Annotated in this window: 20 protein-coding genes and 1 pseudogene; 9 read left to right on the top strand and 12 right to left on the bottom strand. The window is 72.9% G+C overall.

Annotated features, from left to right (window positions below; all coding sequences use genetic code 11):
• Window positions 1-21: 21 nt before the first annotated feature.
• The 5 genes from ACIQJT_RS11960 to ACIQJT_RS11940 form a co-directional block, all read right to left on the bottom strand.
• On the bottom strand, window positions 22-1206 hold the full coding sequence (locus tag ACIQJT_RS11960; RefSeq protein WP_402642402.1) for an SfnB family sulfur acquisition oxidoreductase: 1185 nt from the start codon (window positions 1204-1206) through the stop codon (window positions 22-24).
• A 5-nt stretch (window positions 1207-1211) separates the two neighbouring features.
• Window positions 1212-1766: an NADPH-dependent FMN reductase gene (ssuE, locus tag ACIQJT_RS11955; protein ID WP_053851330.1), complete on the bottom strand. Its 555-nt coding sequence runs from the start codon at window positions 1764-1766 to the stop codon at window positions 1212-1214.
• A 60-nt stretch (window positions 1767-1826) separates the two neighbouring features.
• Window positions 1827-3044, bottom strand: coding sequence for an acyl-CoA dehydrogenase family protein (locus ACIQJT_RS11950; RefSeq protein WP_402642399.1), 1218 nt, complete (start codon window positions 3042-3044; stop codon window positions 1827-1829).
• Between the two features lie 13 nt (window positions 3045-3057).
• Window positions 3058-4167 (bottom strand): dimethylsulfone monooxygenase SfnG, encoded by a 1110-nt coding sequence (sfnG, locus tag ACIQJT_RS11945; RefSeq protein WP_402642397.1) that lies wholly within the window; start codon window positions 4165-4167, stop codon window positions 3058-3060.
• 122 nt (window positions 4168-4289) lie between these two features.
• Window positions 4290-4367, bottom strand: coding sequence for a putative leader peptide (locus ACIQJT_RS11940; protein ID WP_351405193.1), 78 nt, complete (start codon window positions 4365-4367; stop codon window positions 4290-4292).
• Between the two features lie 144 nt (window positions 4368-4511).
• On the opposite strand from ACIQJT_RS11940, the gene ACIQJT_RS11935 reads away from it, so the two are divergent.
• A complete protein-coding gene (locus ACIQJT_RS11935; RefSeq protein WP_402642631.1) occupies window positions 4512-5432 on the top strand; it encodes a LysR family transcriptional regulator in 921 nt (306 codons plus the stop codon).
• Window positions 5433-5469: 37 nt separating this feature from the next.
• On the opposite strand, the gene ACIQJT_RS11930 is transcribed toward ACIQJT_RS11935, so the two are convergent.
• The 3 genes from ACIQJT_RS11930 to ACIQJT_RS11920 form a co-directional block, all read right to left on the bottom strand.
• Window positions 5470-5658: a hypothetical protein gene (locus ACIQJT_RS11930; RefSeq protein ID WP_007379835.1), complete on the bottom strand. Its 189-nt coding sequence runs from the start codon at window positions 5656-5658 to the stop codon at window positions 5470-5472.
• A 53-nt stretch (window positions 5659-5711) separates the two neighbouring features.
• Window positions 5712-7778, bottom strand: a complete 2067-nt coding sequence (locus ACIQJT_RS11925) for an MMPL family transporter (protein WP_402642393.1) — start codon at window positions 7776-7778, stop codon at window positions 5712-5714.
• Window positions 7779-7914: 136 nt separating this feature from the next.
• Window positions 7915-8418, bottom strand: a complete 504-nt coding sequence (locus ACIQJT_RS11920; RefSeq protein ID WP_402642390.1) for a MarR family winged helix-turn-helix transcriptional regulator — start codon at window positions 8416-8418, stop codon at window positions 7915-7917.
• A 105-nt stretch (window positions 8419-8523) separates the two neighbouring features.
• Here ACIQJT_RS11920 and ACIQJT_RS11915 point away from each other — a divergent pair, with 105 nt between their 5' ends.
• Together ACIQJT_RS11915 and ACIQJT_RS11910 are read left to right on the top strand one after the other, a co-directional pair.
• Window positions 8524-10050, top strand: a complete 1527-nt coding sequence (locus tag ACIQJT_RS11915; protein WP_402642628.1) for an SDR family oxidoreductase — start codon at window positions 8524-8526, stop codon at window positions 10048-10050.
• 36 nt (window positions 10051-10086) lie between these two features.
• Window positions 10087-11460 carry a cryptochrome/photolyase family protein gene (locus ACIQJT_RS11910; protein WP_402642387.1) on the top strand — a complete coding sequence of 458 codons (1374 nt, stop codon included), beginning with the start codon at window positions 10087-10089 and terminating at the stop codon, window positions 11458-11460.
• A 1-nt stretch (window position 11461) separates the two neighbouring features.
• On the opposite strand, the gene ACIQJT_RS11905 is transcribed toward ACIQJT_RS11910, so the two are convergent.
• Window positions 11462-12493 (bottom strand): MerR family transcriptional regulator, encoded by a 1032-nt coding sequence (locus tag ACIQJT_RS11905; RefSeq protein ID WP_402642384.1) that lies wholly within the window; start codon window positions 12491-12493, stop codon window positions 11462-11464.
• 310 nt (window positions 12494-12803) lie between these two features.
• On the opposite strand from ACIQJT_RS11905, the gene ACIQJT_RS11900 reads away from it, so the two are divergent.
• The gene (locus ACIQJT_RS11900; protein ID WP_402642381.1) at window positions 12804-13244 is read left to right on the top strand and encodes an SPW repeat protein; all 441 of its coding nucleotides are present in this window, start codon (window positions 12804-12806) and stop codon (window positions 13242-13244) included.
• Between the two features lie 116 nt (window positions 13245-13360).
• Here the strand turns inward: ACIQJT_RS11900 and ACIQJT_RS11895 are convergent, their stop codons facing one another.
• The gene (locus ACIQJT_RS11895) at window positions 13361-14086 is read right to left on the bottom strand and encodes a phosphotransferase (RefSeq protein WP_402642378.1); all 726 of its coding nucleotides are present in this window, start codon (window positions 14084-14086) and stop codon (window positions 13361-13363) included.
• Window positions 14087-14116: 30 nt separating this feature from the next.
• Here ACIQJT_RS11895 and ACIQJT_RS11890 point away from each other — a divergent pair, with 30 nt between their 5' ends.
• From ACIQJT_RS11890 to ACIQJT_RS11880, 3 genes and pseudogenes are all read left to right on the top strand, one after another.
• On the top strand, window positions 14117-14668 hold the full coding sequence (locus ACIQJT_RS11890) for a GNAT family N-acetyltransferase (protein ID WP_402642376.1): 552 nt from the start codon (window positions 14117-14119) through the stop codon (window positions 14666-14668).
• 38 nt (window positions 14669-14706) lie between these two features.
• Window positions 14707-14962 (top strand): annotated as a pseudogene (locus tag ACIQJT_RS11885) (hypothetical protein); the annotation flags it as partial.
• 118 nt (window positions 14963-15080) lie between these two features.
• Window positions 15081-15962, top strand: coding sequence for a GNAT family N-acetyltransferase (locus ACIQJT_RS11880; protein WP_402642373.1), 882 nt, complete (start codon window positions 15081-15083; stop codon window positions 15960-15962).
• 12 nt (window positions 15963-15974) lie between these two features.
• On the opposite strand, the gene ACIQJT_RS11875 is transcribed toward ACIQJT_RS11880, so the two are convergent.
• Together ACIQJT_RS11875 and ACIQJT_RS11870 are read right to left on the bottom strand one after the other, a co-directional pair.
• Window positions 15975-16895, bottom strand: a complete 921-nt coding sequence (locus ACIQJT_RS11875) for an NAD-dependent epimerase/dehydratase family protein (protein ID WP_402642370.1) — start codon at window positions 16893-16895, stop codon at window positions 15975-15977.
• 70 nt (window positions 16896-16965) lie between these two features.
• The gene (locus tag ACIQJT_RS11870) at window positions 16966-17742 is read right to left on the bottom strand and encodes a GNAT family N-acetyltransferase (RefSeq protein WP_402642367.1); all 777 of its coding nucleotides are present in this window, start codon (window positions 17740-17742) and stop codon (window positions 16966-16968) included.
• Window positions 17743-17897: 155 nt separating this feature from the next.
• Here ACIQJT_RS11870 and ACIQJT_RS11865 point away from each other — a divergent pair, with 155 nt between their 5' ends.
• Together ACIQJT_RS11865 and ACIQJT_RS11860 are read left to right on the top strand one after the other, a co-directional pair.
• Window positions 17898-18377: a nucleoside deaminase gene (locus tag ACIQJT_RS11865; protein ID WP_402642365.1), complete on the top strand. Its 480-nt coding sequence runs from the start codon at window positions 17898-17900 to the stop codon at window positions 18375-18377.
• A 177-nt stretch (window positions 18378-18554) separates the two neighbouring features.
• Window positions 18555-22796 carry an aminotransferase class I/II-fold pyridoxal phosphate-dependent enzyme gene (locus ACIQJT_RS11860; protein WP_402642625.1) on the top strand — a complete coding sequence of 1414 codons (4242 nt, stop codon included), beginning with the start codon at window positions 18555-18557 and terminating at the stop codon, window positions 22794-22796.
• The last annotated feature ends 16 nt before the right edge of the window (window positions 22797-22812 follow it).

The raw sequence follows: 22812 nt of genomic DNA, 5'->3' as shown, positions 1-22812 counted from the left end.
GGGGTCTCCGTTCGGGTGTCTCTAGAGGAGGCCGTGGCGGGGCGGCCGGGTGCCGTTGAGCACGTAACGGCCGATGTGCTGGATCTTCCAGCGGGTCGGGTCGTGCAGGGTGTGGGTACGGGCGTCGCGCCAATGCCGGTGTAGATTGAGGGAGTTGAGGGCCGATCGGGTACCGGACACCTCGAACAGGGCGCTCGCCACGTCGACCGCCGCCTGGGCGGCCTGCACCTTGGCCGCGGCCACGGCGACGGACGCCTCGGCCGCCGAGTCGTCGGTGAGGTCGGATCGGGCCGCGTCGACGGCTCGGGCCGCCTCCTTCAGCAGTGCCTCGGACGCCCTCAGCTGGACGGCGAGTTCACCGAAGCGCTGGATCAGCAGGGGGTCCTCGGCCGCCGTGTCCGCTCCGCTCTCGAACCAGGGCCGGCTCTTCGTCCGGACGAACTCCGCCGCCTCCGCGAGCGCGCCCCCGGCGATCCCGGTGTCGATGGCCGCGTGCAGCAACTGGGCCACGGCTCCGTGAAGTTGGGGCCCCTCGAAGGTGAGGTGGTGGGGCAGGACCCGGTCGGCGGGGACCTCGACGCCTTCGAGCCGGACGGTGCCGCTGGCGGTCGTGCGCTGGCCGAGTCCGTCCCAGTCGTCGATCACCGTGACCCCGGGGGCGTCCCGGGGGACGTAGGCGACGTGCAGCTTGTCGTCCTCGGCGCGGGCCAGCACCGGGATCCAGTCGGCGAACAGGGCGCCGGTGCTGTAGTGCTTGACGCCGTCGAGGCGGTAGGAGCCGTCCGGGCGCGGGTGCAGGCGGGTGCGGATGTCCTGGACGTGCCTGGTGCCCGCTTCCGACTGCGCGTTGCCGAAGCGGCGGCCGGCGAGCAGTTCGGCGAAGAAGAACTTCCGCTGCTCCTCGGTGCCCTGACGGCGGATCACGTTGGCGTACACGAAGTGGCTCTGCGGGATCTGGGCGAGGCTCGCGTCGGCGGCGCCGAGCAGCCGGAAGATCTCGGCGAGGGTGGACGCGCTCACGTCCGCTCCCCCGTGTTCGGCGGGGACGGTGACGGCGAGCAGACCCGACGCGGAGAGGCGGTCCAGTTCCGCGCGCGGCAGCCGGCGTTCGGCGTCCCTGGCGGAGGCGCCGGCGCGGAACTCCCCGGCGAGCGACGCGGCGACCGCGAGGGCCTCCGCGTCGTCCGCGATCACATGGGCGGTCATGTTCCTCAGCCCGCCGCCGCCAGGACCGGGCGCCTTCCCAGCGCGGTCGAGAACTGGTCGACGACCTGGGCGAGGGCCTCGGTCGCCACCGGCGCCACGCTCAGCGCGCCGTCCTCGTGCACGGTGATGTCCTTGTCGAGGGTGAACCAGCCCTGCACGATGTGGGCTGCGCCCATGGAGCTGAGGACGGGGCGCAGGGCGTAGTCGATGGCGAGGACGTGGGCGGTGGAGCCGCCGGTGGCCAGCGGCAGCACGGTCTTGCCGGCCAGGGCGTACTGCGGGAGCAGGTCCAGGAGTGCCTTGAGGACTCCGGAGTACGACGCCTTGTAGACGGGGGTGCCGACGACGACCCCGTCGGCGCGCGCGAACAGCTCGGTGGCCTCGACGATGGCCGGGTGGGTGAAGTCGGCGCCGAGGAGGGCCTCGGCGGGGATCGTGCGGACGTCGAGCGGGATCACCTCGTGGCCCTGGGCTGCGAGGCGCCGGTCGAGGTGGCGCAGCAGCCGGTTGGTGCGCGAGGAGGCGGAGGGACTGCCGGAGACGGACAGGACGGTGGCCATGGGGTCCTCTTTCGGGAGGAGGGGCGCCCCCGGTTCAGGAGGGGGCGCCCCGCGGGACGGTCAGGAGTACCAGGTGGGTTCGGGCAGTTCTCCTTCGAGGACCCACCGGCCGACCTCGCGCCGCTTGTAGGCGACCGGGTCGTGCAGGGTGTGCGTGCGGACGTTGCGCCAGAACCGGTCCAGGCCCTCCGAGGTGGCCGTGGAGCGGGCACCCGTCACCTCGAAGATCCGGTTGGTGATCTCCAGGGCCACGTCGGTGGCGCGGGCCTTGACGGCGGCGACCCGGACCTCGAAGTCGCCGCGTGCCTCCTCGGTGACCGCGTCGGGGTCGTCGTGCAGCTTCTGCCCCTCGGCGGCGACGGCGTCGGCGAGGGCCTCGGCCGCCCAGAGCTTGGCGGTGAGGTCGCCGTAGGTGTCGATGACGTAGGGCTCGTCGACCGCGCGCTCGAAACCGCCGTGCAGCCAGGAGCGGGACTTCTCCCGGGTGTAGGTGGCCGCCGTCTCGAGCGCGCCGCCCGCGATGCCGAGGTAGAAGTTGACGAAGACCAACTGGATGGTGGGGACGTTGAGGGTGTTGTAGACGCGGGGCTGGAACACCTTGTCGACGTATCCGGCGGCGCTCGACCACGGGGTGCGGACGCCGTCGAGGGTGACGCCGCCGCTCTCGGTGAGGCGCTGGCCGATGTTGTCCCAGTCGTCGTGGAAGGTGAGGCCCGCCGAGTCGGAGGGCACGATGGCGAAGATGTGCTGGTCGGTGCCTTCCAGGACGCCTTCGAGGACGGTGACGTCGGAGACCTTGCTGCCGGTGGAGAAGGTCTTGCGGCCGGTGTAGACGAGGTCGTCGCCGTCCTCGGTGACGACCACGTCCTGGTCGCGCGGGTTGACCGCGCCGCCGAAGAACCAGCGGTTGCGGGAGGCCTCGGCCTCCACGTGCTCCCACTGCTCGCGGGTGCCGACCAGGCGGGCGGCCCAGAACCACAGGTAGTGGTAGCCGAGGAGCTGTCCGATGGAGCCGTCGGCCTTGGCGATCTCGCGGACGACCCGGTAGGCGGTGGTCCAGTCCTGGCCCGCGCCGCCGTGCTCGGTGGGGCCGAGGAGGGTGACGAGGCCGGCGTCCTTGAGGAGCCGCACCTCGGCGTACGGGGTGGCGCCCGCACGGTCCCGGGCGGCGGCGTCGGTGGCGAGGACGGCGGCGACCTCGGCGGCGCGGGCGATCCAGTCCTGCGCGGTGGCGGGGGCGGGGCGGGTGTGCCAGTCGGTGTTCGTGACGGTGCTCATGCCGGTGGCCTCCTCAGACCTGGGCGGGGACGGACTCGGGGAGCTGGGCCTCCAGTTCGCGCACCAGCGGCAGCACGCGTTTGCCGAAGTACTCGACCTCCTCGTGGTAGTGCAGGAAGCCGAGCAGGAGGAGGTCGACGCCGAGCTTCTTGTAGGCGACGATCCGCTCGGCGATCTGCTCCGGCGTCCCGATGAGGCCGGTGCGGAAGCCGTCGTTGTACTGGACGAGGTCCTCGAAGGTGGAGTCCTGCCACATGCCCTTCTTGTCGCCGGTGGACTGTCCGGCCTGCTTCACCGCGGCGCCGAATCCCTCGACGGCCTCACGGTCGGCCTTGGCGACGATCTCCCGGAGCGTGTCGCGGGCCTCGGCCTCGGTGTCGCGGGCGATGAGGAAGCCGTTGAGGCCGAACTTCGGTGCCGTGCGGCCGACTTCGGCGGCGGACTTGCGGACGTCGGTGAGCTGCTCGACGACCCCGTCGAAGTCCCTGCCGTTGGAGAAGTACCAGTCGGAGACCCGCCCGGCCATGGCACGGGCGGCGGTGGAGTTGCCGCCCTGGAAGATCTCCGGGTGCGGGCGCTCCTCGGTGTTGAGGGGCTTGGGCTTGAGGGAGAAGTCGCGCAGCCGGTAGAAGTCGCCGGCGAGTTCGGCGTGGTCCTCCGTCCAGATCTTCCTGAGGGCGGTGATGAACTCCTCGGAGCGGCGGTACCGCTCGTCGTGCTCCAGCCAGGGCTCGCCGAGGGCGGTGAACTCGCCCTTGAACCAGCCGGAGACGACGTTCACGGCGAAGCGGCCCTTGGAGAGGTGGTCGGCGGTGGCGCCGAGCTTGGCGAGGACGCCCGGGTGCCACAGACCGGGGTGGACGGCGGCGATGACCTTCAGGCGCTGGGTGGCGAGCAGCAGGGCGAGGCTGAAGCTGGTCGACTCGTGCTGGTACTCGGCGCCGTAGCTGGCCATGTAGCGGACCTGGCTGAGGGCGTAGTCGAAACCGTTGTTCTCGGCGAGGACGGCGAGTTCGCGGTTGTAGTCGTAGCCCCAGTCGGTGCGCTGCTCGATCTTGCTGGTGACGAGTCCCCCGCTGACGTTGGGGACCCAGTAGGCGAATTGCACGGGCGCGGCAGGCATGCGTGACTCCTGTTGCGGAATGTTTTCGAGCACGCCGAATTCAAGGAATGCGCGGGCGCACGGAATTCAGGCGTGAAAACTCTCGGTGGGAGAGGAAAACGCGGCGGATCGCGGGAGGTTGATCAGGCCGCGGCGCGACAGGAGGCGCTGGAGACGCGCGCGAGGTCGACATGGCGTCGCCGCGTGAGGTCCAGTCGCATCTTCATGGAGTCGATCGTGACAGCCCGCGTCGAGAGGCGTCAAGGAAAACCCGACCGGTCTCGTATCGCGGACCATTGAATTTCACGAACGTGTGACAGGGAAACCCTTGAACATGCCGTGCGGTGGCCCGCATTCTGCTGGGCGTGCGGACGGAACAACTGGAATACATCGCGGCGGTGACCCGGCTCGGTTCACTGCGCCGGGCAGCGGAGGAACTGCGCCTGTCGCAGCCCGCGTTGAGCGAGACCGTGCGCAATCTGGAGCGGGAGCTCGGGGTCGACCTGCTGGAGCGCAAGCGGTCGGGGGCGACGATGAGCGCGGAGGGCCGGGAGCTGCTGCCGCACATCGTCGGTGTGCTGGAGGCGGTGGACCGGCTGCGGGCGGCGGCGGGCGAGCAGCACCGCGTCAGCCGTATGGTCCGCGTCGGCACGGTGAACGCGGCGACCGTGCCGCTGCTGATCCCGGCGGTCGAGGATTTCCGGGCCGCGCATCCGGTCACGCAGGTGGAGGTGGTGGGCGCGCAGCAGACGGAGATCCAACGGGCCCTTTCGGAGGGCGCGTTCGACCTGGGCCTGGTCAACCACCTCGACGGCGACGACACGCCCGCCGGTCACGAGTCCACCCAGCTGCTGCACGGGCGGCCGGTGGTGTGCCTGCGTCCGGACAGTCCGCTGGCCGCGCGGGCACATGTGCCGGTGGACGATCTGCTCGCCCAGCCGTTGATCGCCATGCGCACCGGTTATGTCATGCACCGCTTCCTCCACCGGCTGCTGGACGGGCGCGGGCCGGCCTTCGCGTACTCCACCGACGGGGCCGAGATGGGCAAGCTGATGGTGGCCGAGGGGCTGGGGGTGACCGTGCTTCCCGACTTCAGCGTGGTCGGGGATCCGCTGGAGCGCCGGGGCACGATCACCCACCGGCCGATCGAGGGCGACTCGACGCGGGTGCTGCTGATGCTCCAGCGCCGCAGGGCCGAGTCCGTACCGCGGGCCGCCCGGGACCTGCACGAAGCGTTCGTGCGACAGGCCGGGCGCCTGGGCGGGACGCTCACGCCGCCCGGCTGACCCTCCCGTTCAGCCGTCCCGCCCGGGGCCTCTCTGTTCAGTCCTCGTCCCGCCCGGGGACCACCACGAGGAACGCGTCGGACTTGAGATCCATCACCACGGTCGCCGGTTCACCCTGCGCCCGCCTCTGCGCCGCGTACTCCTCTGCCGGCCACGATCCGCGCGGAGCTCCCGCAGGAAACCGCTCCAACACCTTGGCGCTCATAGCGGCAGACACCTCCAACATCGCTGACGAACCGTCTCGTACCTGTGCGGTTGCCCGGGATTCGGGCGTACATGTCACGCCTTCCCGGTTTCCGGGACGGCGGTCGGCCACCACACGCGAGCCCCGATGTCCCGCACCAGCGCGGGCACGAGCAGGGACCGGACGACCAGCGTGTCGAGCAGGACACCGAAGGCGACGATGAAGGCGATCTGGGCGAGGAAGGCCAGCGGGATCACCCCGAGGGCGGCGAAAGTGGCGGCCAGCACCACGCCGGCGGAGGTGATGACCCCGCCGGTGGTGACCAGACCGCGTGCCGTGCCCTGCCGCACCCCGTGCCGCAGGGACTCCTCGCGGACCCGGCTCATCAGGAAGATGTTGTAGTCGACGCCGAGGGCGACGAGGAACACGAACCCGTACAGGGGCACGGAGGGGTCGGTGCCGGTGAAGCCGAGGACATGGCGGAACACCAGGGCCGAAACACCCAGCGTGGTCAGGAAGTTGAGGGCGACGGTCGCCACCAGCAGCACGGGCAGCAGCAGCGACCTCAGCAGGACGACCAGGATGAAGAGGATGATCGCGAGGACCACGGGGACGATGAGGGTGCGGTCGTGCTGCGCGGTGCGCAGGGTGTCGTACTGCTGGGCCGTGTAGCCCCCGACGAGGGCGTTCGCGTCCGGCACCCGGTGCAGGGCGGTGCGCAGCCGCGCGACGGTCTGCTTGGCGGTGTCGCTGTCGGGGGCGGCGGTGAGGGTCACGTCGACACGGACCCGGCCGTCGACGACGAGCGGCTCGGCGCCGGGGCGGCCGGAGGCGCTCGCGGGCGTGGCGGCGGCGACCCCTTCGGTTCCGCGGGCCGCCCGGACGACCTCGGTGACCCGGTCGGCGTCGGCGACGACGACGGCGGGGTTGCCCGAGCCTGCCGGGAAGTGCCGGCTCAGGGTCTGCTGGGCGGCCACGGAGGGGGCGTCGTCGACGAAGGTCTCGTCGAGGGGCACGCCCTTCGAGGTGAGGGCGGGAGCGAAGGCGGCGCCGGCCAGCAGGACGACGAGGGTGACCGCCCAGACCTTGCGCGGTGCCCGGTCGACGAGCGCGGCGACCCGGTGCCAGACGCCCTCACGGCGGTCGTCGACCGGGCGCGGACGGGCGGGCCAGTAGGCGGCGCGGCCCAGCAGGGCGAGGGCGGCGGGCAGGAAGGTCAGGGAGGTCAGGACGGCACAGGCGATGCCGATGGCCCCGACCGGACCGAGGGCGCGGTTGTTGGTGAGGTCGCTCAGCAGCAGGGCGAGCAGTCCGAGCGCCACCGTGGCCGCGCTGGCGACGATCGCCGCCCAGGACTGCCGCAGGGCCGCCCGTGCGGCGGTGAACCGGTCGGTGTCGCGGGCGAGTTCCTCGCGGTAGCGGGCGGTGAGCAGCAGGGCGTAGTCGGTGGCCGCTCCGATCACGAGGATGGAGAGGATGCCCTGGACCTGCCCGTCGACGCGGACGACGTCGTGGTCCGCCAGGGCGTACACGACGGCGCAGGCGACGCCGAGGGCGAAGACCGAGCCGAGGATGATCACCAGCGGCAGGAGCACGCTGCGGTACACCAGCAGCAGGATGACCAGGACGACGGCCAGCGCGACGGCGAGGAGCAGTCCGTCGATGCCGGCGAAGGCGTCGGACAGGTCGGCCTGGGTGGCGGCCGGTCCGGCGAGCCGGACGGTCGTTCCGGGCACACGCTCGGCGGCGGACCGTATCCGTTCGAGGGCGTCGGGCAGGGTGTCACCGAGGTCGGGGCGCAGGGGGACCACGCCTTCGAGGGCCTTCCCGTCATCGGAGGGGATCGCGGGCGACACCTCGCCGGCGACTCCGGGTGCGTCGGCGAGGGAGGTGAGCGCCCGGTCGGCGTCGGCATTGCGGTCGGCCACCGCTCCGCCGGTCCAGACGACGATCACCGGCAGGGTCTCGTTCTGCCGGAACCTCTTCTGCTCGGCGATGACCGCGGTCGACTCCGCGCTGCGCGGCAGGAAGGCCGCCTGGTCGTTGGTCGCGACCTCGCCGAGACGGCCCGCGAAGGGGCCGAGGGCGCCGCCGGCGACGAGCCAGAGGGCCAGCAGGAGGAGCGGGAGGAGCACACGGGTGCGGCGGGCGGCGGGGGACATCGGTCTCCTGGGTTCGCGGACATGTAACTCGATGAAAAACAATCTCAATCATTGAGTTACATCATGTCTGTGATCGTAGACGACGCCTGTGCTTCCCCCGTCACCCGGTCGGCGGATGCGCCCGCGGCGGGCGGAATCAGCCGCCGGCCGGCCGCGCGGCGGACAGTTCCTCGTTCAGCGCCTCGAGGAAGCGCACCACCACGGTCAGGTCCCGCTCGTCGAAGCGGGAGCGGGCGGCCTCGGTCGCCTCGGCCAGCGGACGGAAGTACGACCGCGCGGCCGCCCTGGCCTCCGGTGCGTAGTGCAGGTGCACGACCCTGCGGTCCGCGCTCTCCCGGACCCGGCGGATGTGGCCCGCCCGCTCCAGCCGGTCCACGCACGCGGTCACCGCGCCCGACGTGAGCCCGAGGTGGCGGCGCAGGCCCCCGGGTGTCATCGGCTCTTCCGCGTCCATGATCGCGGCGAGCGCCTGGATGTCGGTGGCGTGCAGCCCGTGGTCGACCGCGAAGCCCTGGACGAGGCGGTTGATCTCACCGTTCATGCGGCGCAGCCGGACGGCGAAGGCGTACAGGTCGGTGGGCGCCCCGCCCGTGCCGGACTCCGGTCGCTCGTCCTGTTCCCGCTGGTTCGCTGTGGCCACGTGATCAGCGTATAGAAGCGCCGCACTCCCGCGGACCCGGCCCGCATCCGAACCGGACCCGGCGGTCGAAGTGATCGGCAGGGGCGACAGGAAGGGCGGAGCGTGATGGAGCACGACGACACGCGCGCGGGACTGCGTTGTCTGGTGACCGGTGCCACGGGGTACATCGGCGGACGCCTGGTCCCCGAGCTGCTGGACGCGGGGCATCGCGTACGGTGTCTGGCCCGCTCCCCCGACCGGCTGCGCGACCATCCCTGGGCCGGCCGGGCCGAGGTGGTCGCCGGTGACGTGACCGACGCCGCCTCCGTCGCCCGGGCCCTGGACGGGGTGGACGTGGCGTACTACCTGGTGCACGCGATGAGTTCGGGCAAGGACTTCGAGGAGACCGACCGACGGGCCGCCCGGATCTTCGCCGAGCAGGCCCGCCGGGCGGGTGTGCGGCGGATCGTGCACCTCAGCGGACTCACCCCGGCGGGCGTGCCCGAGCACGAGCTCTCGCCGCACCTGCGGTCCCGCGCGGAGGTGGCCCGCATCCTGCTCGACTCGGGGGTCCCGGCCACGATCCTGCGCGCGGCCGTCGTCATCGGCTCGGGCTCCGCCTCCTTCGAGATGCTGCGCTACCTGACCGAACGCCTGCCCGTGATGGTCACCCCGAGCTGGGTGCACACCCGCATCCAGCCCGTGGCGGTCCGCGACGTGCTGCGGGCCCTGGTCGCCGGCGCCACCATGCCACCGGACGTCGACCGGGCCTTCGACGTGGGCGGGCCCGAGGTGCTGACGTACCGGCAGATGATGCTCAGGTACGCGGCGGTCGCCGGGCTGCCGCGCCGGGTCATCCTCCCGGTGCCGGTCCTCACCCCCGGGCTCTCCAGCCACTGGGTGGGTCTGGTGACACCGGTGCCCGCCTCGATCGCCCGGCCGCTCACCGAGTCGCTGCGGCACGAGGTGGTCTGCCACGAGAACGACATCGCCCGCCATCTCCCCGGCCCGCCCACCCCTCCGATCGGCTTCGACGAGGCCGTACGACTGGCCCTGCAACGGGTCCGGGAAGCGCGGGTCACCACCCGGTGGTCGTCGGCGTCGGTGCCCGGCGCCCCCAGCGATCCGCTGCCCACGGACCCGGACTGGGCCGGCGGAAGCCTCTACAGCGACCACCGGGAGCTCCCGGTCGAGGCGTCGCCCGAGGCGCTGTGGCGGGTCGTGGAGGGCATCGGCGGCGAGAACGGCTGGTACTCCTTCCCGCTCGCCTGGGCGGTGCGGGGCTGGCTGGACCGGATGGTGGGCGGGGTCGGGCTGCGCCGGGGCCGCCGGGACGCGGCACGGCTGCGGGTCGGCGACTCGCTGGACTTCTGGCGGGTGGAGGCGATCGAGCCGGGCCGGCTGCTGCGGCTGCGGGCGGAGATGCGGCTGCCGGGTCTGGCGTGGCTGGAGATGGGCGTGGTGACCGACCAGGACGGCCGCACCCGCTACCGGCAACGCGCCCTGTTCCATCCGCACGGTCTGCTCGGCCAGGCCTACTGGTGGAGCGTCTCGCCCTTCCACGCGATCGTGTTCGGCGGCATGGCCCGCAACATCGCCCGCGCCGCGGCGAGTTCCGCGGCTCACGCCCCCGAGCACGCCCCGGTCCACTGACCTCCCGGCTCCTTCCCGCATCCCGGAGTACGCGCCATGAGCATCTCGGTCGTCCTGTTCACCTGCGACCTGCGTCTGCACGACAACCCCTCGCTCGCGGCGGCCCTGGACGGCACCGAGCGGGTCGTCCCGCTGTTCGTGCGGGACCGGGCCGTGGACGCCGCGGGCTTCGCCGCCCCCAACCGGCTCGCGTTCCTCGCCGACTGCCTGCGCGACCTCGACGCCGCTCTGCGCGAGCGGGGCGGCCGGCTGGTCCTGCGCTCCGGCGACCTCGTCGACCAGGTGCGCAAGGTCGCCGCCGAGGCGGACGCCGACGAGGTGCACATGGCGTCCGACGTCAGCGCGCACGCCCACCGGCGGGAGGAGCGGCTGCGCCGGGTCCTGGAGGCCGAGGGGGTACGGCTGCACGTCCACGACGGGGTGGTCACGGCCGTCGCTCCCGGCGGGGTGGCCCCGGCCGGCTCGGACCACTTCGCCGTCTTCACCCCCTACTTCCGGCGCTGGTCCGAGCAGCGGCTGCGGGACCCGCTGGCGGCCCCGCGGACCGTGCGGGTCCCGGACGGCGTCGCATCCGAGCCGCTGCCGTCCCGCGACGGCCTGTCCGGGCTGTCGGAGGGACTCGCCGCGGGCGGTGAGACGGAGGGCCGCAAGCGGTTCACCGCCTGGCTGCGGAGCGGCCTGGCCGGGTACGGGGACGGCCACGACGACCTGGCCGGCGACGCGACCTCCCGGCTCTCCCCGCACCTGCACTTCGGCACCCTCTCCCCCGTCGAGCTCGTCCACCGGGCACGCCGGACGGGCGGCCCGGGCGCGGAGGCCTTCGTACGGCAGCTCGCCTGGCGCGACTTCCACCGGCAGGTGCTCTCGGCCCGTCCGGCCGCGGCCAGCGCCGACTACCGCGGCCGGCACGACCGTTGGCGCTCCGAGCGGACCGCGGGCGGCGACATCGAGGCGTGGAAGGAGGGCCGCACCGGCTACCCGATCGTCGACGCGGCGATGCGCCAGCTCCGCCACGAGGGGTGGATGCACAACCGCGGCCGTCTGCTGACCGCCAGCTTCCTCACCAAGACGCTGTACGTGGACTGGCGGATCGGCGCCCGGTACTTCCTGGACCTGCTGGTGGACGGGGACCTCGCCAACAACCAGCTCAACTGGCAGTGGGTGGCGGGTACGGGCACCGACACCCGCCCCAACCGGGTGCTCAACCCGGTCGTCCAGGCCAAGCGGTACGACCCCGACGGCACGTACGTCCGCCGCTGGGTGCCCGAACTGGCCGGGCTGGCGGGCTCCGTGGTGCACGAGCCGTGGAAGCTGCGGGGCCCGGAGCGCGCCGCGCTGGACTACCCGGAACCGATCGTGGAGCTGTCCGAGGGGCTCGCCCGCTTCAAACAGGCACGCGGCCGCGACTGATTCAGGCGGACGGTTCCGCCGCGTACAGCCGGGCCAGCGAGTCCAGGGCGTCCTGGAAGGTCGTCGGCCGCAGCATTCCCTGGCTGGAGCGGCCGAGCCAGCCGGCTCCGCCCAGCATCACCACGGGCCTCGTGCGGGCGCCCTTCACGCCCCACTGGGCGCCCGCGATGTGCCGGGCCAGGGGCAGGCTCGCCGTGGAGCGGGCCTGCGCCCACAGGACGACGGCCGCCGGGCCGAGCCGGTCGACGGCGGCGGTCAGTGCCTCCACGGGTACGGCGGCCCCGAACATCCTGGTGGGCAGGCCCAGTTCGCCCAGACCGGCGTTGAGCGCCTCCAGCGCCAGCGTGTGCTGCTCACCCGGGGCACAGGCCAGGACGACCGGCCCGGGTCCGAGCGCGTCGCCCTGCCGGGCCGGCGGGCGGGTGCGGCGGCGCAGAGCGGTGGACATGTGCCAGGACAGCAGGTGCTCGACCTCGACGTAACGGTCGCCGGAGGAGGCCCACTTGCGTCCCACCGCGTGCAGCGTGGGCACCATCACCTCCTGCCAGGCGACGGCGAGCCCGTGCGTCTGGACCGCCGCGGCCAGCTGCTCCTCCACCGCGGGCGCGTCGAGGCGGACGGCGGCGCGGGCGAGACCGCGGCACTCCTGCCGTACGTCGCCGAGGGGGAGGGTGCCCGCCGCCCGGGAGCGAGGGCGGGTCGCGGGTTCCGGCGCACTCGGCGGGACCACGCCGCCGCCCGGTCCGGGCGCCGACCCCTTCGCCGCGCGGGCCGCCTCGGCGGGCGGTACCCCGGCGGAGGTGAGCCGGCACATCGACTCCAGCACGGCCACGTCCCGCGGGGTCCAGCGGCGATGCCGGCCGTCGGTGCGGACGGCGGGGCCGATGCCGTAGCGGCGGTCCCAGGAGCGCAGCGTGGTGGGCGACACCCCGAGCCGACGGGCCAGGGCCCCGGTGGTGAGACTCGTCGCGATGTCCGGGAACGCCGGTTCCGGCCGCTCCTCCCGCTCTTCGCCGTCCGGTATGCCGTTCATGGAGCGACTATACGACGCAGAACCGATGCGAGTTGATGACCTTGGTCCCCGGCCGGGAGCATGGGGACACGGTGGCCGCGCGGACCGCGGGCCCGTCAGCGCTTTCGATGCAGCAGCGATGCGTTGGTCGTCAGCTGCCGCGCAGGGTGCCCGGCTCACCGTCCGCCCTTCGGAGGGAGTCGGCGCTCTTCGGGGGGCGGGCCCGGTCATCTCTACACATAAAGGGGAAATAAGCGCAAAATGTGTGCAGGCGGCGCTCACCGCACTCCGCACCAGACGCGGTCAGGCCAGTAAGTCAAAGGAGACGATCATGGCCAACGTCTCGCACACCAGAGGTGACATCAGCAGCCACCCCGACGCACCTGAAATGCGGGAACGCTACGCCCGCATGCTCGGCGGTCGCGATGTGGCCCTCGTGGACGGACCGGTGTTCCTGCTCGGTCTGTACTGCGCCGTGTCCCCCTGGATCCTCCACTACACGACGAGCCAGCCCGCCCTCGTGACCCACAACCTGATCGTGGGCATAGCGATCGGTCTGCTGGCCCTCGGATTCACCCAGACCCCCGACCGCATGTACGGCCTGAGCTGGGCATTCTGCGCCGTCGGCATCTGGATGATCATCGCTCCCTGGGTCGTCGGCGACAGCCCCGACACCGGTGTGGCGCTGAACAACATCATCATCGGCGCCCTCGCGGTGATCCTGGGGCTGATGTGCACCGTCACAGCGGCGAAGAGCGCCCCCAGGCCGTAGGGGCCCCTCGGCACGTAGAGGTCCCCTCGGCACGGAAGACGGCGGGGCCGGCCCACCGGGCGTGGGCCGGCCCACCGGGCGTGGGCCGGCCCTCCGCTGCGTCACCCGTGGGGGTGTCACCTCAGGAACGCCCCGAGCGCGTCCCGGTGCTCCGCGACCCACTCCCGCGCGGCCCGCACCTCCGCCACGGCCCCCCTCTCGCGCAGTCCGGTCATGGCCGGCTCCCCCCGCAGCGCACCCGCCTCGATGCCCCTCCAGCACCGGTCCTGCCACCACAGCACCGTGTCGAGCAGCCCGTCCCGCTCGTCGAGGCCGTAGGCGTCGCAGACCAGCCGGAGACGGCGGGCGGTCCGCCGTACGTCCCTGACGCCCGGCCCCAGTTCGAGGTACTGCCAGCACACATGGGCCAGGTCGTGCGTCCGCTCGCCGGGGGCGGCCAGGTCCCAGTCGATGAACGCGACAGGCCGCCAGGCGGCGTACACGGTGTTCTTCGGCGCGAGGTCGTTGTGGCAGACGACGTCCTGGTCCCCGGCGAGCGCTGTTCCGTGGGTCAGGTCGTGGAAGGCGCGGACCAGCCGGGCGACCTCCGCGAGGGCCTCGTCGGTGCGGGCCGCGGCGCGCTCGCCCGGGGTCACGGCGGCCTCGCCCCCGAGGTACTCGAAGATCTCCCTGCCGCGTTCGTCGACACCGAGGAACCGCGGGGCGCCCCGCCAGCCCGCGCTCTCGAAAAGGGCCAGCAACTCCCGTACGTACTCCGACCGTTGGGACGGCCGACGTCGTACGGTCCCTCCGATCCGGACGACCTCGTTGACCGCGCCGCCGCCGAGCACCGACTCCTCCATCCGACCCCCTCCCTGGGGCAGGATCGGCCCATGGACACGAACCGAACCCTCACCCTCGTCCCACCGGTGCGCCTCGCAGGCTACGGCGTCGTACTGCGCGAGTGGACGGACGCCGACCTCGCCGACCTGGTCGCCCTCTACGACGACCCCGAGATGGCCCGGTGGACCCCGGTGGCCTCGCCGTTCGACCTGGAGGCGGCGCGTGCCTATCTCGCCGGGGCGCGGGAGGGCCGGGCGCAGGGGCGCAAGGTCCAGTTGGCCGTCACCACCGACGGGGTCCGTCCCCGGGGCGAGGTGCTGCTGTTCCTCAGCGGTCCGGACGAGCGGGACGTGGAGCTCGCCTACGGCGTCGGCCCCGCCCACCGGGGGCAGGGGCTGGCCGCGCGGGCGGTGCGGCTGGCCGCCGAGTACACCGTCCGGGACATCCGGCCGCGCCGGGTGGTGCTGCGCATAGACGCCGCCAACACGGCGAGCGAGGCGGTCGCCCGGTCCTGCGCCTTCGAGCTGGCGGACGAACCGCCGGTCCGCAGGGTGTCGCGGGGCCGCGAGATCGTCCTGCGCACATGGTGGCTGCCCGCCTGAAGTCCCGTGGTCCGCCGGGGACATGGCGTGCCGCTCTCGACTTCACGGGGCAGGTGCATCCGGCCCCCGAGGGCGATCCGGTCCGGACCGGGCCGCCATCGGCAACGCAACCTGACCGCCGTGTGGTGGAACCACGCCGAACTCGGTTGCCGGCGCCTCGTCCATGTGAACACCGTGAGCGTGCTGGAGGAGTCGACGGGCATGTTCCGACGGGCGACGGGCGAGGGCGTCCTGATCGTACGGGTCCTGCTCACCGCGACCGACGAGACGGCCGAACGGGCGGGTCGACGACGAGCAACGGCTCAAGCGGAAGGCTTTCGGTGCCGGTGCGCGGCTAATCCCGTTGCGCGCGCCGGGGCCCGACGGCAGGCTTCAGGTCGCCCGCCCGCCCCTCCCCGTGACGGAGACCCGCTTGTCCTTCGACATCACCCCGCTCGCCGACCCCGAAGCCTCCGCCTCCAGCCGTCGTGTCGCCTGGATCGCCTCCGGGGACGACGGCGTGCCGCTCGGATCGGCCTTCCTGCGGCTGTTCACGAAGGCGGGACAGGAGCACCTCGCCGAACTCCAGCTCGCGGTGCACGGCGCCGAGCGACGGCAGGGCGTCGGAACCCGGCTCCTCGAGGCCGCCGTGGAGGCGGCGAGGTCGGAGCGGCGACGGTCGGTGATCGCACAGGCCGTCCAGGGCTCCCCCGCCGACCTGTTCCTGGCCGCACGCGGCTTCCGGCAGGTCCTGACGCTCACGTACGCCCGTCTCCCGCTGGCCGACGTCGACCGGGCCGCCGTCGAGGCGCTCGTCGAAGTGCCCCACCCCGGCTACCGGTTGACCGAGTGGGAGGGCACCGTTCCGGACGAGCTGGCGCGGTCCTTCGCGGAGTCCCGGCGCGCGATGGACGACATGCCGATGGAGGGCACGGACTTCGGCACGGTCGTCTGGGACGTGGAGCGCGTGGTCGAGGCCGCGGAGGCCGTCGCGCGGCGCGGCGAGCTGCTGCACACCGTCGCCGTCCTGGACGCGACGGACGGCGGCGTGGTCGGCTTCTCCGAACTCGTCGTGCCGGGCGACGGGTTGGGCGACGGCCAGCACTACGGCACCGCCGTGGTCCCCGCGCATCGGGGGCGCGGGCTGGCCCGCTGGATGAAGGCCGCGGCCGTCCGCCACGTCCTTGCACGGCATCCGGCACTGTCCGGCCTGCGCACCGACACCGCGCAGAGCAACGGGCCGATGCTCGCCGTCAACGACTCCCTCGGATACCTGCCGACCCACCATGCGGTGGAGTACCAGCTCGACCTGTGACCACCGGGTCGGTCACCGGGTGGCGGCCCGCAGTGCGGCCAGACCGTCGCGGCAGGAGGGGTACCTGGGCGTCCAGCCCAGTTCCCGCTCGGCCTTCGCCGCCGACACCCGCATGCTCGACGAGAACATGGTGTGCACGTAGGCCATCGGCCTGGTCGTCCACAGCGGTACGGTCAGCGGCTCGGGCACCCCGAACTCCTCGGCCACGCACAGCAGATGGGCCCGGAAGCCGAGCGGGTCGCCGTCCACGACGTTGTACGCCTGCCCCGGGCGCCCGTGTTCGACGGCGGCGGCCACCGCGCGGGCCGCGTCCGTGAGCTCGATCCACGGCAGGACCCGGCCGCGGTCGGCGGGGGCGGGCAGTTGCCGCTTGCGCAGCAGGGGCAGGAGTGCCTCGGTGCCGCCGGGGCCGTAGAAGAGCCCGAAGCGGAGCGCGATTCCCTCCAGACCGGACGCTTCGAAGGTGAGTCGCTCCTTGGTGCGCATGCCGGCGACGTGCCGTTCGAGCCGCGGGTCGGTGCCCTGCGGTCCGAAGTCGTCGTCCTCGGTGATCAGGCGGTCGCCGAAGTCGCCGTAGCCGTATCCGAAGACCATGGACTCGCTGACGAAGCGGCGGGCCCCGGTGGCCCGGGCCGCCTCGATCAGATGGGCGGTGCCCTCGACACGCAGGGCGTCGGTGGCGTACATGTCGCGGTGGCGCATGGGCGCCTTGCGCAGGGCGGTCGCCGCGTGCACGACCGTGTCGAAGTGCTGTCCGTCCACGGCCCGCAGCAGGGCGTCACGGTCCATGAGGTCGGCCCGGACGCCGTTGACCGGGCTCCGGCCGAGGGCGGTGACCTTGTGGCCCGCGTCGGTCAGCGCCTTGGTGATGTGGCGGCCGAGGACGCCGCTCGCGCCCGCGAGGAGGACGCTCTGGTTCTGGTTCGTCGTCATACCGGTGCGACGGACGGGGCGAGCCCGGATGTGACATCGGGGCCGCCGGCCCGTCGTGCGGCGCCCGGCTCTACGGCTGGTACACGTGCGGTTGCGTGATGGTCAGCGGCTCGAATCCGAGGCGTTCCAGGATGGGGCGGCTGGTGGCCATCGCGTCGACCTGGAGGTAGCGGTAGCCCCGCTCCATGGCGGCGCGGGCGCGGTGGGCGACCAGGGCGCGGTAGATGCCACGGCCGCGCCAGCCCTCGACGGTGCCGCCGCCCCACAGCCCGGCGAAGCGGGTGCCGGGCACGAGCTCCATGCGGGCCGCGCTGACCGGCACGTCACCGGCGAGCGCGACGACCGCGACGACGGTGTCGGGATCGTCCCGGAGCCGGGCGAGCAGTTGGTGCCGCAGCCGGGAGCTGTCGGTGCCGAACGCCTTCTCGTGCACGTCCGCCACGAGGTCGACGCCCGCGCGGTCGGTGACCGGGAGGAAGCGGACCCCCTCGGGCGGCTCGACGTCCAGGGTGAGGTCGGCGACCTCGGCGATCATCAGCGTCTCCTCGGGCTCGGGCGTGAACCCGGCCGCCCGCAGCCGCTGTCCGAGGTCGACGGGCAGGTCGTGGCCGTACAGCTTCCACTCGAACTCCCGGCCGAGCCCGGTGTAGTACGCGATCTGCTCGGCGATCGCCGCGTCGGCGCTCGATGCGTCCAGGCCGGACCAGACGACGCCGTTCCAGCCGTGCTCGGCGGCGACCTGACGGACCACGCCGCCGACTCGCTCCACACGTGCCCCGGGACCGTCCGGCTGTGCGCCTTCGCGCATGTCCCGGTCGTAGAGGGCGAGTACCGCAACATGATCCATGTGCTCACTTCACCACCTGGACGCCCGCGCGGCAACGATGTTTACGGCCGCCCGGCCACCGCGCACACCACCGTTCCAGGGGGACCGCGCGGCCGGGGTCCGGCGGCCGGCGGAACGCGTTTCCGCCCGGGCCGTGCTGATCCTAGGCTCGGGGCATGGTCGTGAAAGAGAGCGAACTGCCGTATCTGCGCCGCTGTGTCGAGCTGGCCGCCGAGGCACTGGAGGCCGGGGACGAACCGTTCGGCTCGGTCCTGGTGGGCGCCGGGGGCGAGATCCTCGCCGAGGACCACAACCGCGTGGCCTCCGGTGACCGTACCCGCCACCCCGAGTTCGAGCTGGCCCGCTGGTCCGCGGCGCACCTCACGCCCGAGGAGCGGGCCGCGGCCACCGTGTACACCTCCGGCGAGCACTGTCCGATGTGCGCCGCCGCGCACGCCTGGGTGGGCCTGGGACGCATCGTCTACGTCGCCTCGTCCGCGCAACTGGCCGCGTGGCTGGAAGAGTCGGGCGTCCCGGCACCGCCGGTGCGGACCCTGCCGGTCAACGAGATCGCCCCGGGCGTGGTGGTGGAGGGCCCGGTGCCCGAGTTCACGGAACGTGTACGAGAGTTGCACCACCGGTTCCACCGGCGCTGACCGCCGTCCTCCGGGATGCAGGCCGTCACTGCCCGTGCCTAGGATCGGAAGGTCCCGGACCAGGTGGAAGACCCGGTCTCCTCCAGTGGCCAGTGGGGGGAGGCGCTCGCCTTGCAGTGGGCACGCCGGGCGACGGCAGCCCATGTCTGTCTGGTCGCCGTCGCCACGCTCGTCTACATGACGGTCCCCGCCGCGCGCACACCGCTGTGGGCCGTGATCGGCCTCTCCGGCGTCTGCGCCGTGCTCGTCGGCGTCCGGCTGCACCGGCCCGCCCACCGCTGGCCCTGGTGGGCGCTGGCGGCGGGCCTGCTCACCTTCATCACGGGCGACACGTACTACAACGTCCTGGAGGAGTACTTCGACGCCTCCAACCCCTTCCCCTCCCCCGCCGACGCCAGCTACCTCGCCACCTACCCGCTCTTCGCGGCCGGCCTGTACGGCCTCATCCGCTACCGCCGGGCGAGCCACGACCTGCCCAGCCTGCTCGACGCCCTGATCTTCACCGCGGGACTCGCGCTGCCCGTGTGGGTGTACCTGGTGCAGCCGCTCGCCGAGGTGGAGGGCCTGACCTGGCAGCAGCGGGCCATCAGCATCGCCTACCCCCTCGGTGACGTGCTGGTCCTCGCCCTGCTGGCCCGGCTGCTGACCACGAGCCCGGTCGACGGGCCCAACCGGTCGGTGCAGCTCCTGGTGGTCGGCACGCTGACCCTGCTCGGCTTCGACATCGCGTACGGCATCCTCCAGCTCAACTCCCTCTGGCAGGCCGGCACCCTGATGGACTCCGGGTGGATCGTCTTCTACACGGCCTGGGGCCTGGCCGCGCTGCACCCCTCGATGGCGGCGCTCACCGCCGCCGTGCCCCAGCGGCAGGCCCCGCTCCCGCCGCCCCGGCGGCTCGTGATGCCGGCGGCGGTCACCCTCGTCGTGCCGGGGATGCTGCTGTACGAGGCCGTCACCCACAGCGCCCACCACGCGGCGGTGATCGGCGCCTTCTCGGCCCTGCTGTTCGTGCTGGTCATCCTGCGGCTGGCGGGCATGGTGGTGGCCCACCGGGGCGCGGTGGCCCGCGAACTGGCCCTGCGCCGGGCGGCCGGGTCCCTGGTGTCCGCGGTCCGGCAGCAGGACGTCGTACGGTCCTGCGAGGTGGCCGTCGCCATGCTGCTGGGGCCGGCGGTCCGCCACCGCACCCTCCTGCTGTCGGCCGAGGAGGCCGCGCCCCTGCATCCCCGCGAGGCCCGCCGGGCGGCCCCGCCCGACCTCGGGCCCGATGTCGCGGAACGGCTGGACGGGCTGCCGGCGGTCCAGGTGTGCCCCATGACCTCGCCCGACCGCCCGGCCACCCATGATCCCGGCGTCCTACTGGTCGCCGGGCCGCCCGGGCCGCTCACCGAGACGCGCGGCTCCCTGGAGATCCTCGCCTCCCACGCCGGGCTCGCCATGGAACGCGTCCTGCTGCGCCAGGAGGTGATCCGCCAGGAGAGCGAGGCCTACTTCCGCACCCTGGTGCGCAACACCTCCGACGTCATCCTGATCGTCGAGGACGACGACACCATCCGGTACGCCAGTCCCTCCGCCGCGGCCGTGTTCGGCACCGCGGACCTCGTCGGCACCTCGCTGCCGGACCTGGTGGACCCCCGCGACCGGCACCGGGCGGCCCGCGAGCTGACCGCCGTACGCGACCACGGGCCGAGCGTCTCCCACGACCACTGGTGGGTGCGGCACCGGTCCGGGCGGGTGGAGGTGGAGGTGCGGTGCAGCGACTTCCGCGACGAGCGGACCGTGGCCGGCCTGGTGGTCACCCTGCGCGACGTGACCGAGCAGCGCAGGCTGGAGCACGAGCTGACGCAGCGCGCCTTCCACGACTCGCTGACCGGTCTGCCCAACCGGACACTGCTCCTGGAGCGGATCGAACGCGCCCTGTTGCGCGGCAGCCGCGAGTCGTCCCTGACCTGTCTGCTCTTCATCGACCTGGACGACTTCAAGCAGGTCAACGACACCATGGGGCACTCCGCGGGCGACCATCTCCTGGTCGACGTCGGCAACCGGCTGACCCGCACCCTCCGGCGTACCGACACCGCGGCCCGGCTGGGCGGCGACGAGTTCGCCGTACTGATGGAGGACGCCCGGGAGCCGTTGGACGCCGAACTGCTGGCGGCCCAGGTGGTGCAGACCCTCACCCGGCCCTTCGTGCTGGGCGAGGAGTCGGTCACCGTCTCGGCCAGTGTGGGCGTGGCCACGGCCCGCGACAGCACCGACGCCGAGGAGCTGCTCGGCCATGCCGACCTGGCGCTGTACGCGGCCAAGGCGGCGGGCAAACGGCAGTGGCGGCGCTACCGGCCGATGCTGCACGCCCGCATGGTGGAGCGGCACGACCTGCAGAGCCGGCTCGCCCGGGCGGTCGCCGCGCAGGAGTTCGCCCTGCGCTACCAGCCCGTCGTGGACATCGACGCGGGCGAGGTGGTCGGCTTCGAGGCGCTGGTGCGCTGGCCGCGGGCCCCGCACCAGCCCGTCTCGCCCGAGCAGTTCATCAGCCTGGCCGAGGAGACCGGGCACATCGCCCCGCTGGGGTCGTGGGTGCTGGAGAACGCCGTCGTCGACATCGCGGGCCTCCAGCGGCTGCCGGCGCCCGCGGCTCCGCCCTACGTGAGCGTGAACGTGTCCGCGCGGCAGTTCCGGGACGCCGGGTTCGTGGACCAGGTGGGCCGGGCGCTGCGGACCCCCGGGCTGGCCCCGGGGTCCCTTCAGCTGGAGCTGACGGAGACGGTGCTGCTGCGCCGGGACGCCCAGATCCAGGGTGTGCTTCAGGCCCTCAAGGAGCTGGGGGTGCACATCGCGGTCGACGACTTCGGCACCGGGTTCTCCTCGCTGCGCTACCTGCGGGACTTCCCCATCGACATGCTGAAGATCGACAAGACGTTCATCGACGACATCACGCGTGACGCCCGGCAGGTCGCCCTCGTCGAGGGCATCGTCCGCATCGCCGACACGCTCGGGCTCCAGGTGATCGCCGAGGGCATCGAGGATCCGGCGCAGCGGGACATGCTGGCCGCGATGGGCTGCCGGTTCGGGCAGGGGTTCCTGTTCGCCCGCCCCATGACGGTTCTGCAGAGCGAACGGGTGCTGCGCCAGGACGGCGGCCGCTTCGCCCCGGGTTCCGGTGGCGCGAACGGGCGCCCGGCCCGCCGTTCCGCGCCGTCGGCGGCCGCCGGGAAGCGCTCGGCGGACCTGGAGCACCTGCGGCGCACCAGTCCGATGAGCGACGCGGTCATCGACGAGGTGCGCGGTCGCCGCATCCGCTGCCGCGACCACTGGCTCACCGACTTCGCCTCCTGCAACTACCTCGGCTTCGACTGGGACCCGGAGATCGCCGCCCGCATCAATCCCGCGGTACGCCGGTGGGGCACCCACCCCAGCTGGTCGCGGCTGCTGGGCAGTCCGCGGCTGTACCCCGCGCTGGAGGAACGCCTCGCCGCGCTGCTGGGCGCCCCCGACACCCTGCTGCTGCCGACGCTGACCCTCATCCACGCCTCGGTGATCCCGGTCCTCGCCGACGGCGGTCACGTCTTCGTCGAGGCGAGCGCCCACCGCACGGTGTACGACGGCTGTGTGGTCGCCCGCGGCCAGGGCGCCACCCTGCACCGCTTCCACGCCGAACGGCCCGAGGAACTGGACGCGCTGCTCTCCTCCGTGCCCGGGCGCACCACCCGGCTGGTCTGCATGGACGGCGTGAACAGCATGACCGGCAACATCCCCGACCTGCCCGTGCTGGCCGCGCTGTGCCGCAGGCGGGGTGCGACGCTGTACGTCGACGACGCGCACGGCTTCGGGGTGATCGGGGAACGCGCCCCGGACGAGCCCTGTCCGTACGGCCGGCGCGGCAACAGCGTGGTGCGGCACACCGGGGAGTCGTACGACGGAATCGTGCTGGCCGGCGGTTTCTCCAAGGCGTACTCGTCGCTGCTCGCGTTCCTCGCGCTGCCCACCGCCCTCAAGAACCGTCTCAAGACGACCGCGGCCCCCTATCTGTACTCGGGTCCCTCGCCCACGGCGTCGCTGGCCACCGCGCTGGCCGGCCTCGAGGTCAACGACCGCCGGGGGGACGCGCTGCGGGCCGACCTCTACCGCAAGACCCTGCGGGTGCTCGACCATCTCGCGGAGCTCGACGTGAGCACCCTCAACCGGGACCGGCTGCCCATCGTGGAGATCCCGCTGGCCGACCCGGCCGATCTCGACGCGGTCGCCGCGTTCCTGTGGGAGGAGGGCATCTACGTGACGCTCGCCGCCCATCCGCTCGTGGCCCGGGACCGGGTCGGTTTCCGGGTGCAGATCACGGCACTCAACTCCGACGAGGACATCGACCGGCTGAACGCCGCGCTGACCGGGCTGGCAGGGCGCTTCCGGCTGCGCCCGCGGACCTGAGGAGGTGGATGCGACG

Origin of the sequence: Streptomyces sp. NPDC091972 (assembly GCF_044756385.1) — a bacterium.
In the GTDB taxonomy this organism is placed as follows: domain Bacteria; phylum Actinomycetota; class Actinomycetes; order Streptomycetales; family Streptomycetaceae; genus Streptomyces.
Note: the sequence above shows the minus strand (reverse complement) of the source record. Positions and strands in the feature narration are given on the sequence as shown.

Coding starts and splice junctions, on each gene's coding strand:
- ACIQJT_RS11890 (WP_402642376.1), top strand. CDS start 14,117: ATGGACACGAACCGAACCCTCACCCTCGTCCCACCGGTGCGCCTCGCA.
- sfnG (WP_402642397.1), bottom strand. CDS start 4,167: ATGCCTGCCGCGCCCGTGCAATTCGCCTACTGGGTCCCCAACGTCAGC.
- ACIQJT_RS11915 (WP_402642628.1), top strand. CDS start 8,524: ATGGAGCACGACGACACGCGCGCGGGACTGCGTTGTCTGGTGACCGGT.
- ACIQJT_RS11870 (WP_402642367.1), bottom strand. CDS start 17,742: ATGGATCATGTTGCGGTACTCGCCCTCTACGACCGGGACATGCGCGAA.
- ACIQJT_RS11910 (WP_402642387.1), top strand. CDS start 10,087: ATGAGCATCTCGGTCGTCCTGTTCACCTGCGACCTGCGTCTGCACGAC.
- ACIQJT_RS11925 (WP_402642393.1), bottom strand. CDS start 7,778: ATGTCCCCCGCCGCCCGCCGCACCCGTGTGCTCCTCCCGCTCCTCCTG.
- ACIQJT_RS11900 (WP_402642381.1), top strand. CDS start 12,804: ATGGCCAACGTCTCGCACACCAGAGGTGACATCAGCAGCCACCCCGAC.
- ACIQJT_RS11895 (WP_402642378.1), bottom strand. CDS start 14,086: ATGGAGGAGTCGGTGCTCGGCGGCGGCGCGGTCAACGAGGTCGTCCGG.
- ssuE (WP_053851330.1), bottom strand. CDS start 1,766: ATGGCCACCGTCCTGTCCGTCTCCGGCAGTCCCTCCGCCTCCTCGCGC.
- ACIQJT_RS11875 (WP_402642370.1), bottom strand. CDS start 16,895: ATGACGACGAACCAGAACCAGAGCGTCCTCCTCGCGGGCGCGAGCGGC.
- ACIQJT_RS11905 (WP_402642384.1), bottom strand. CDS start 12,493: ATGAACGGCATACCGGACGGCGAAGAGCGGGAGGAGCGGCCGGAACCG.
- ACIQJT_RS11950 (WP_402642399.1), bottom strand. CDS start 3,044: ATGAGCACCGTCACGAACACCGACTGGCACACCCGCCCCGCCCCCGCC.
- ACIQJT_RS11860 (WP_402642625.1), top strand. CDS start 18,555: ATGACGGTCCCCGCCGCGCGCACACCGCTGTGGGCCGTGATCGGCCTC.
- ACIQJT_RS11960 (WP_402642402.1), bottom strand. CDS start 1,206: ATGACCGCCCATGTGATCGCGGACGACGCGGAGGCCCTCGCGGTCGCC.
- ACIQJT_RS11930 (WP_007379835.1), bottom strand. CDS start 5,658: ATGTTGGAGGTGTCTGCCGCTATGAGCGCCAAGGTGTTGGAGCGGTTT.
- ACIQJT_RS11940 (WP_351405193.1), bottom strand. CDS start 4,367: ATGCGACTGGACCTCACGCGGCGACGCCATGTCGACCTCGCGCGCGTC.
- ACIQJT_RS11865 (WP_402642365.1), top strand. CDS start 17,898: ATGGTCGTGAAAGAGAGCGAACTGCCGTATCTGCGCCGCTGTGTCGAG.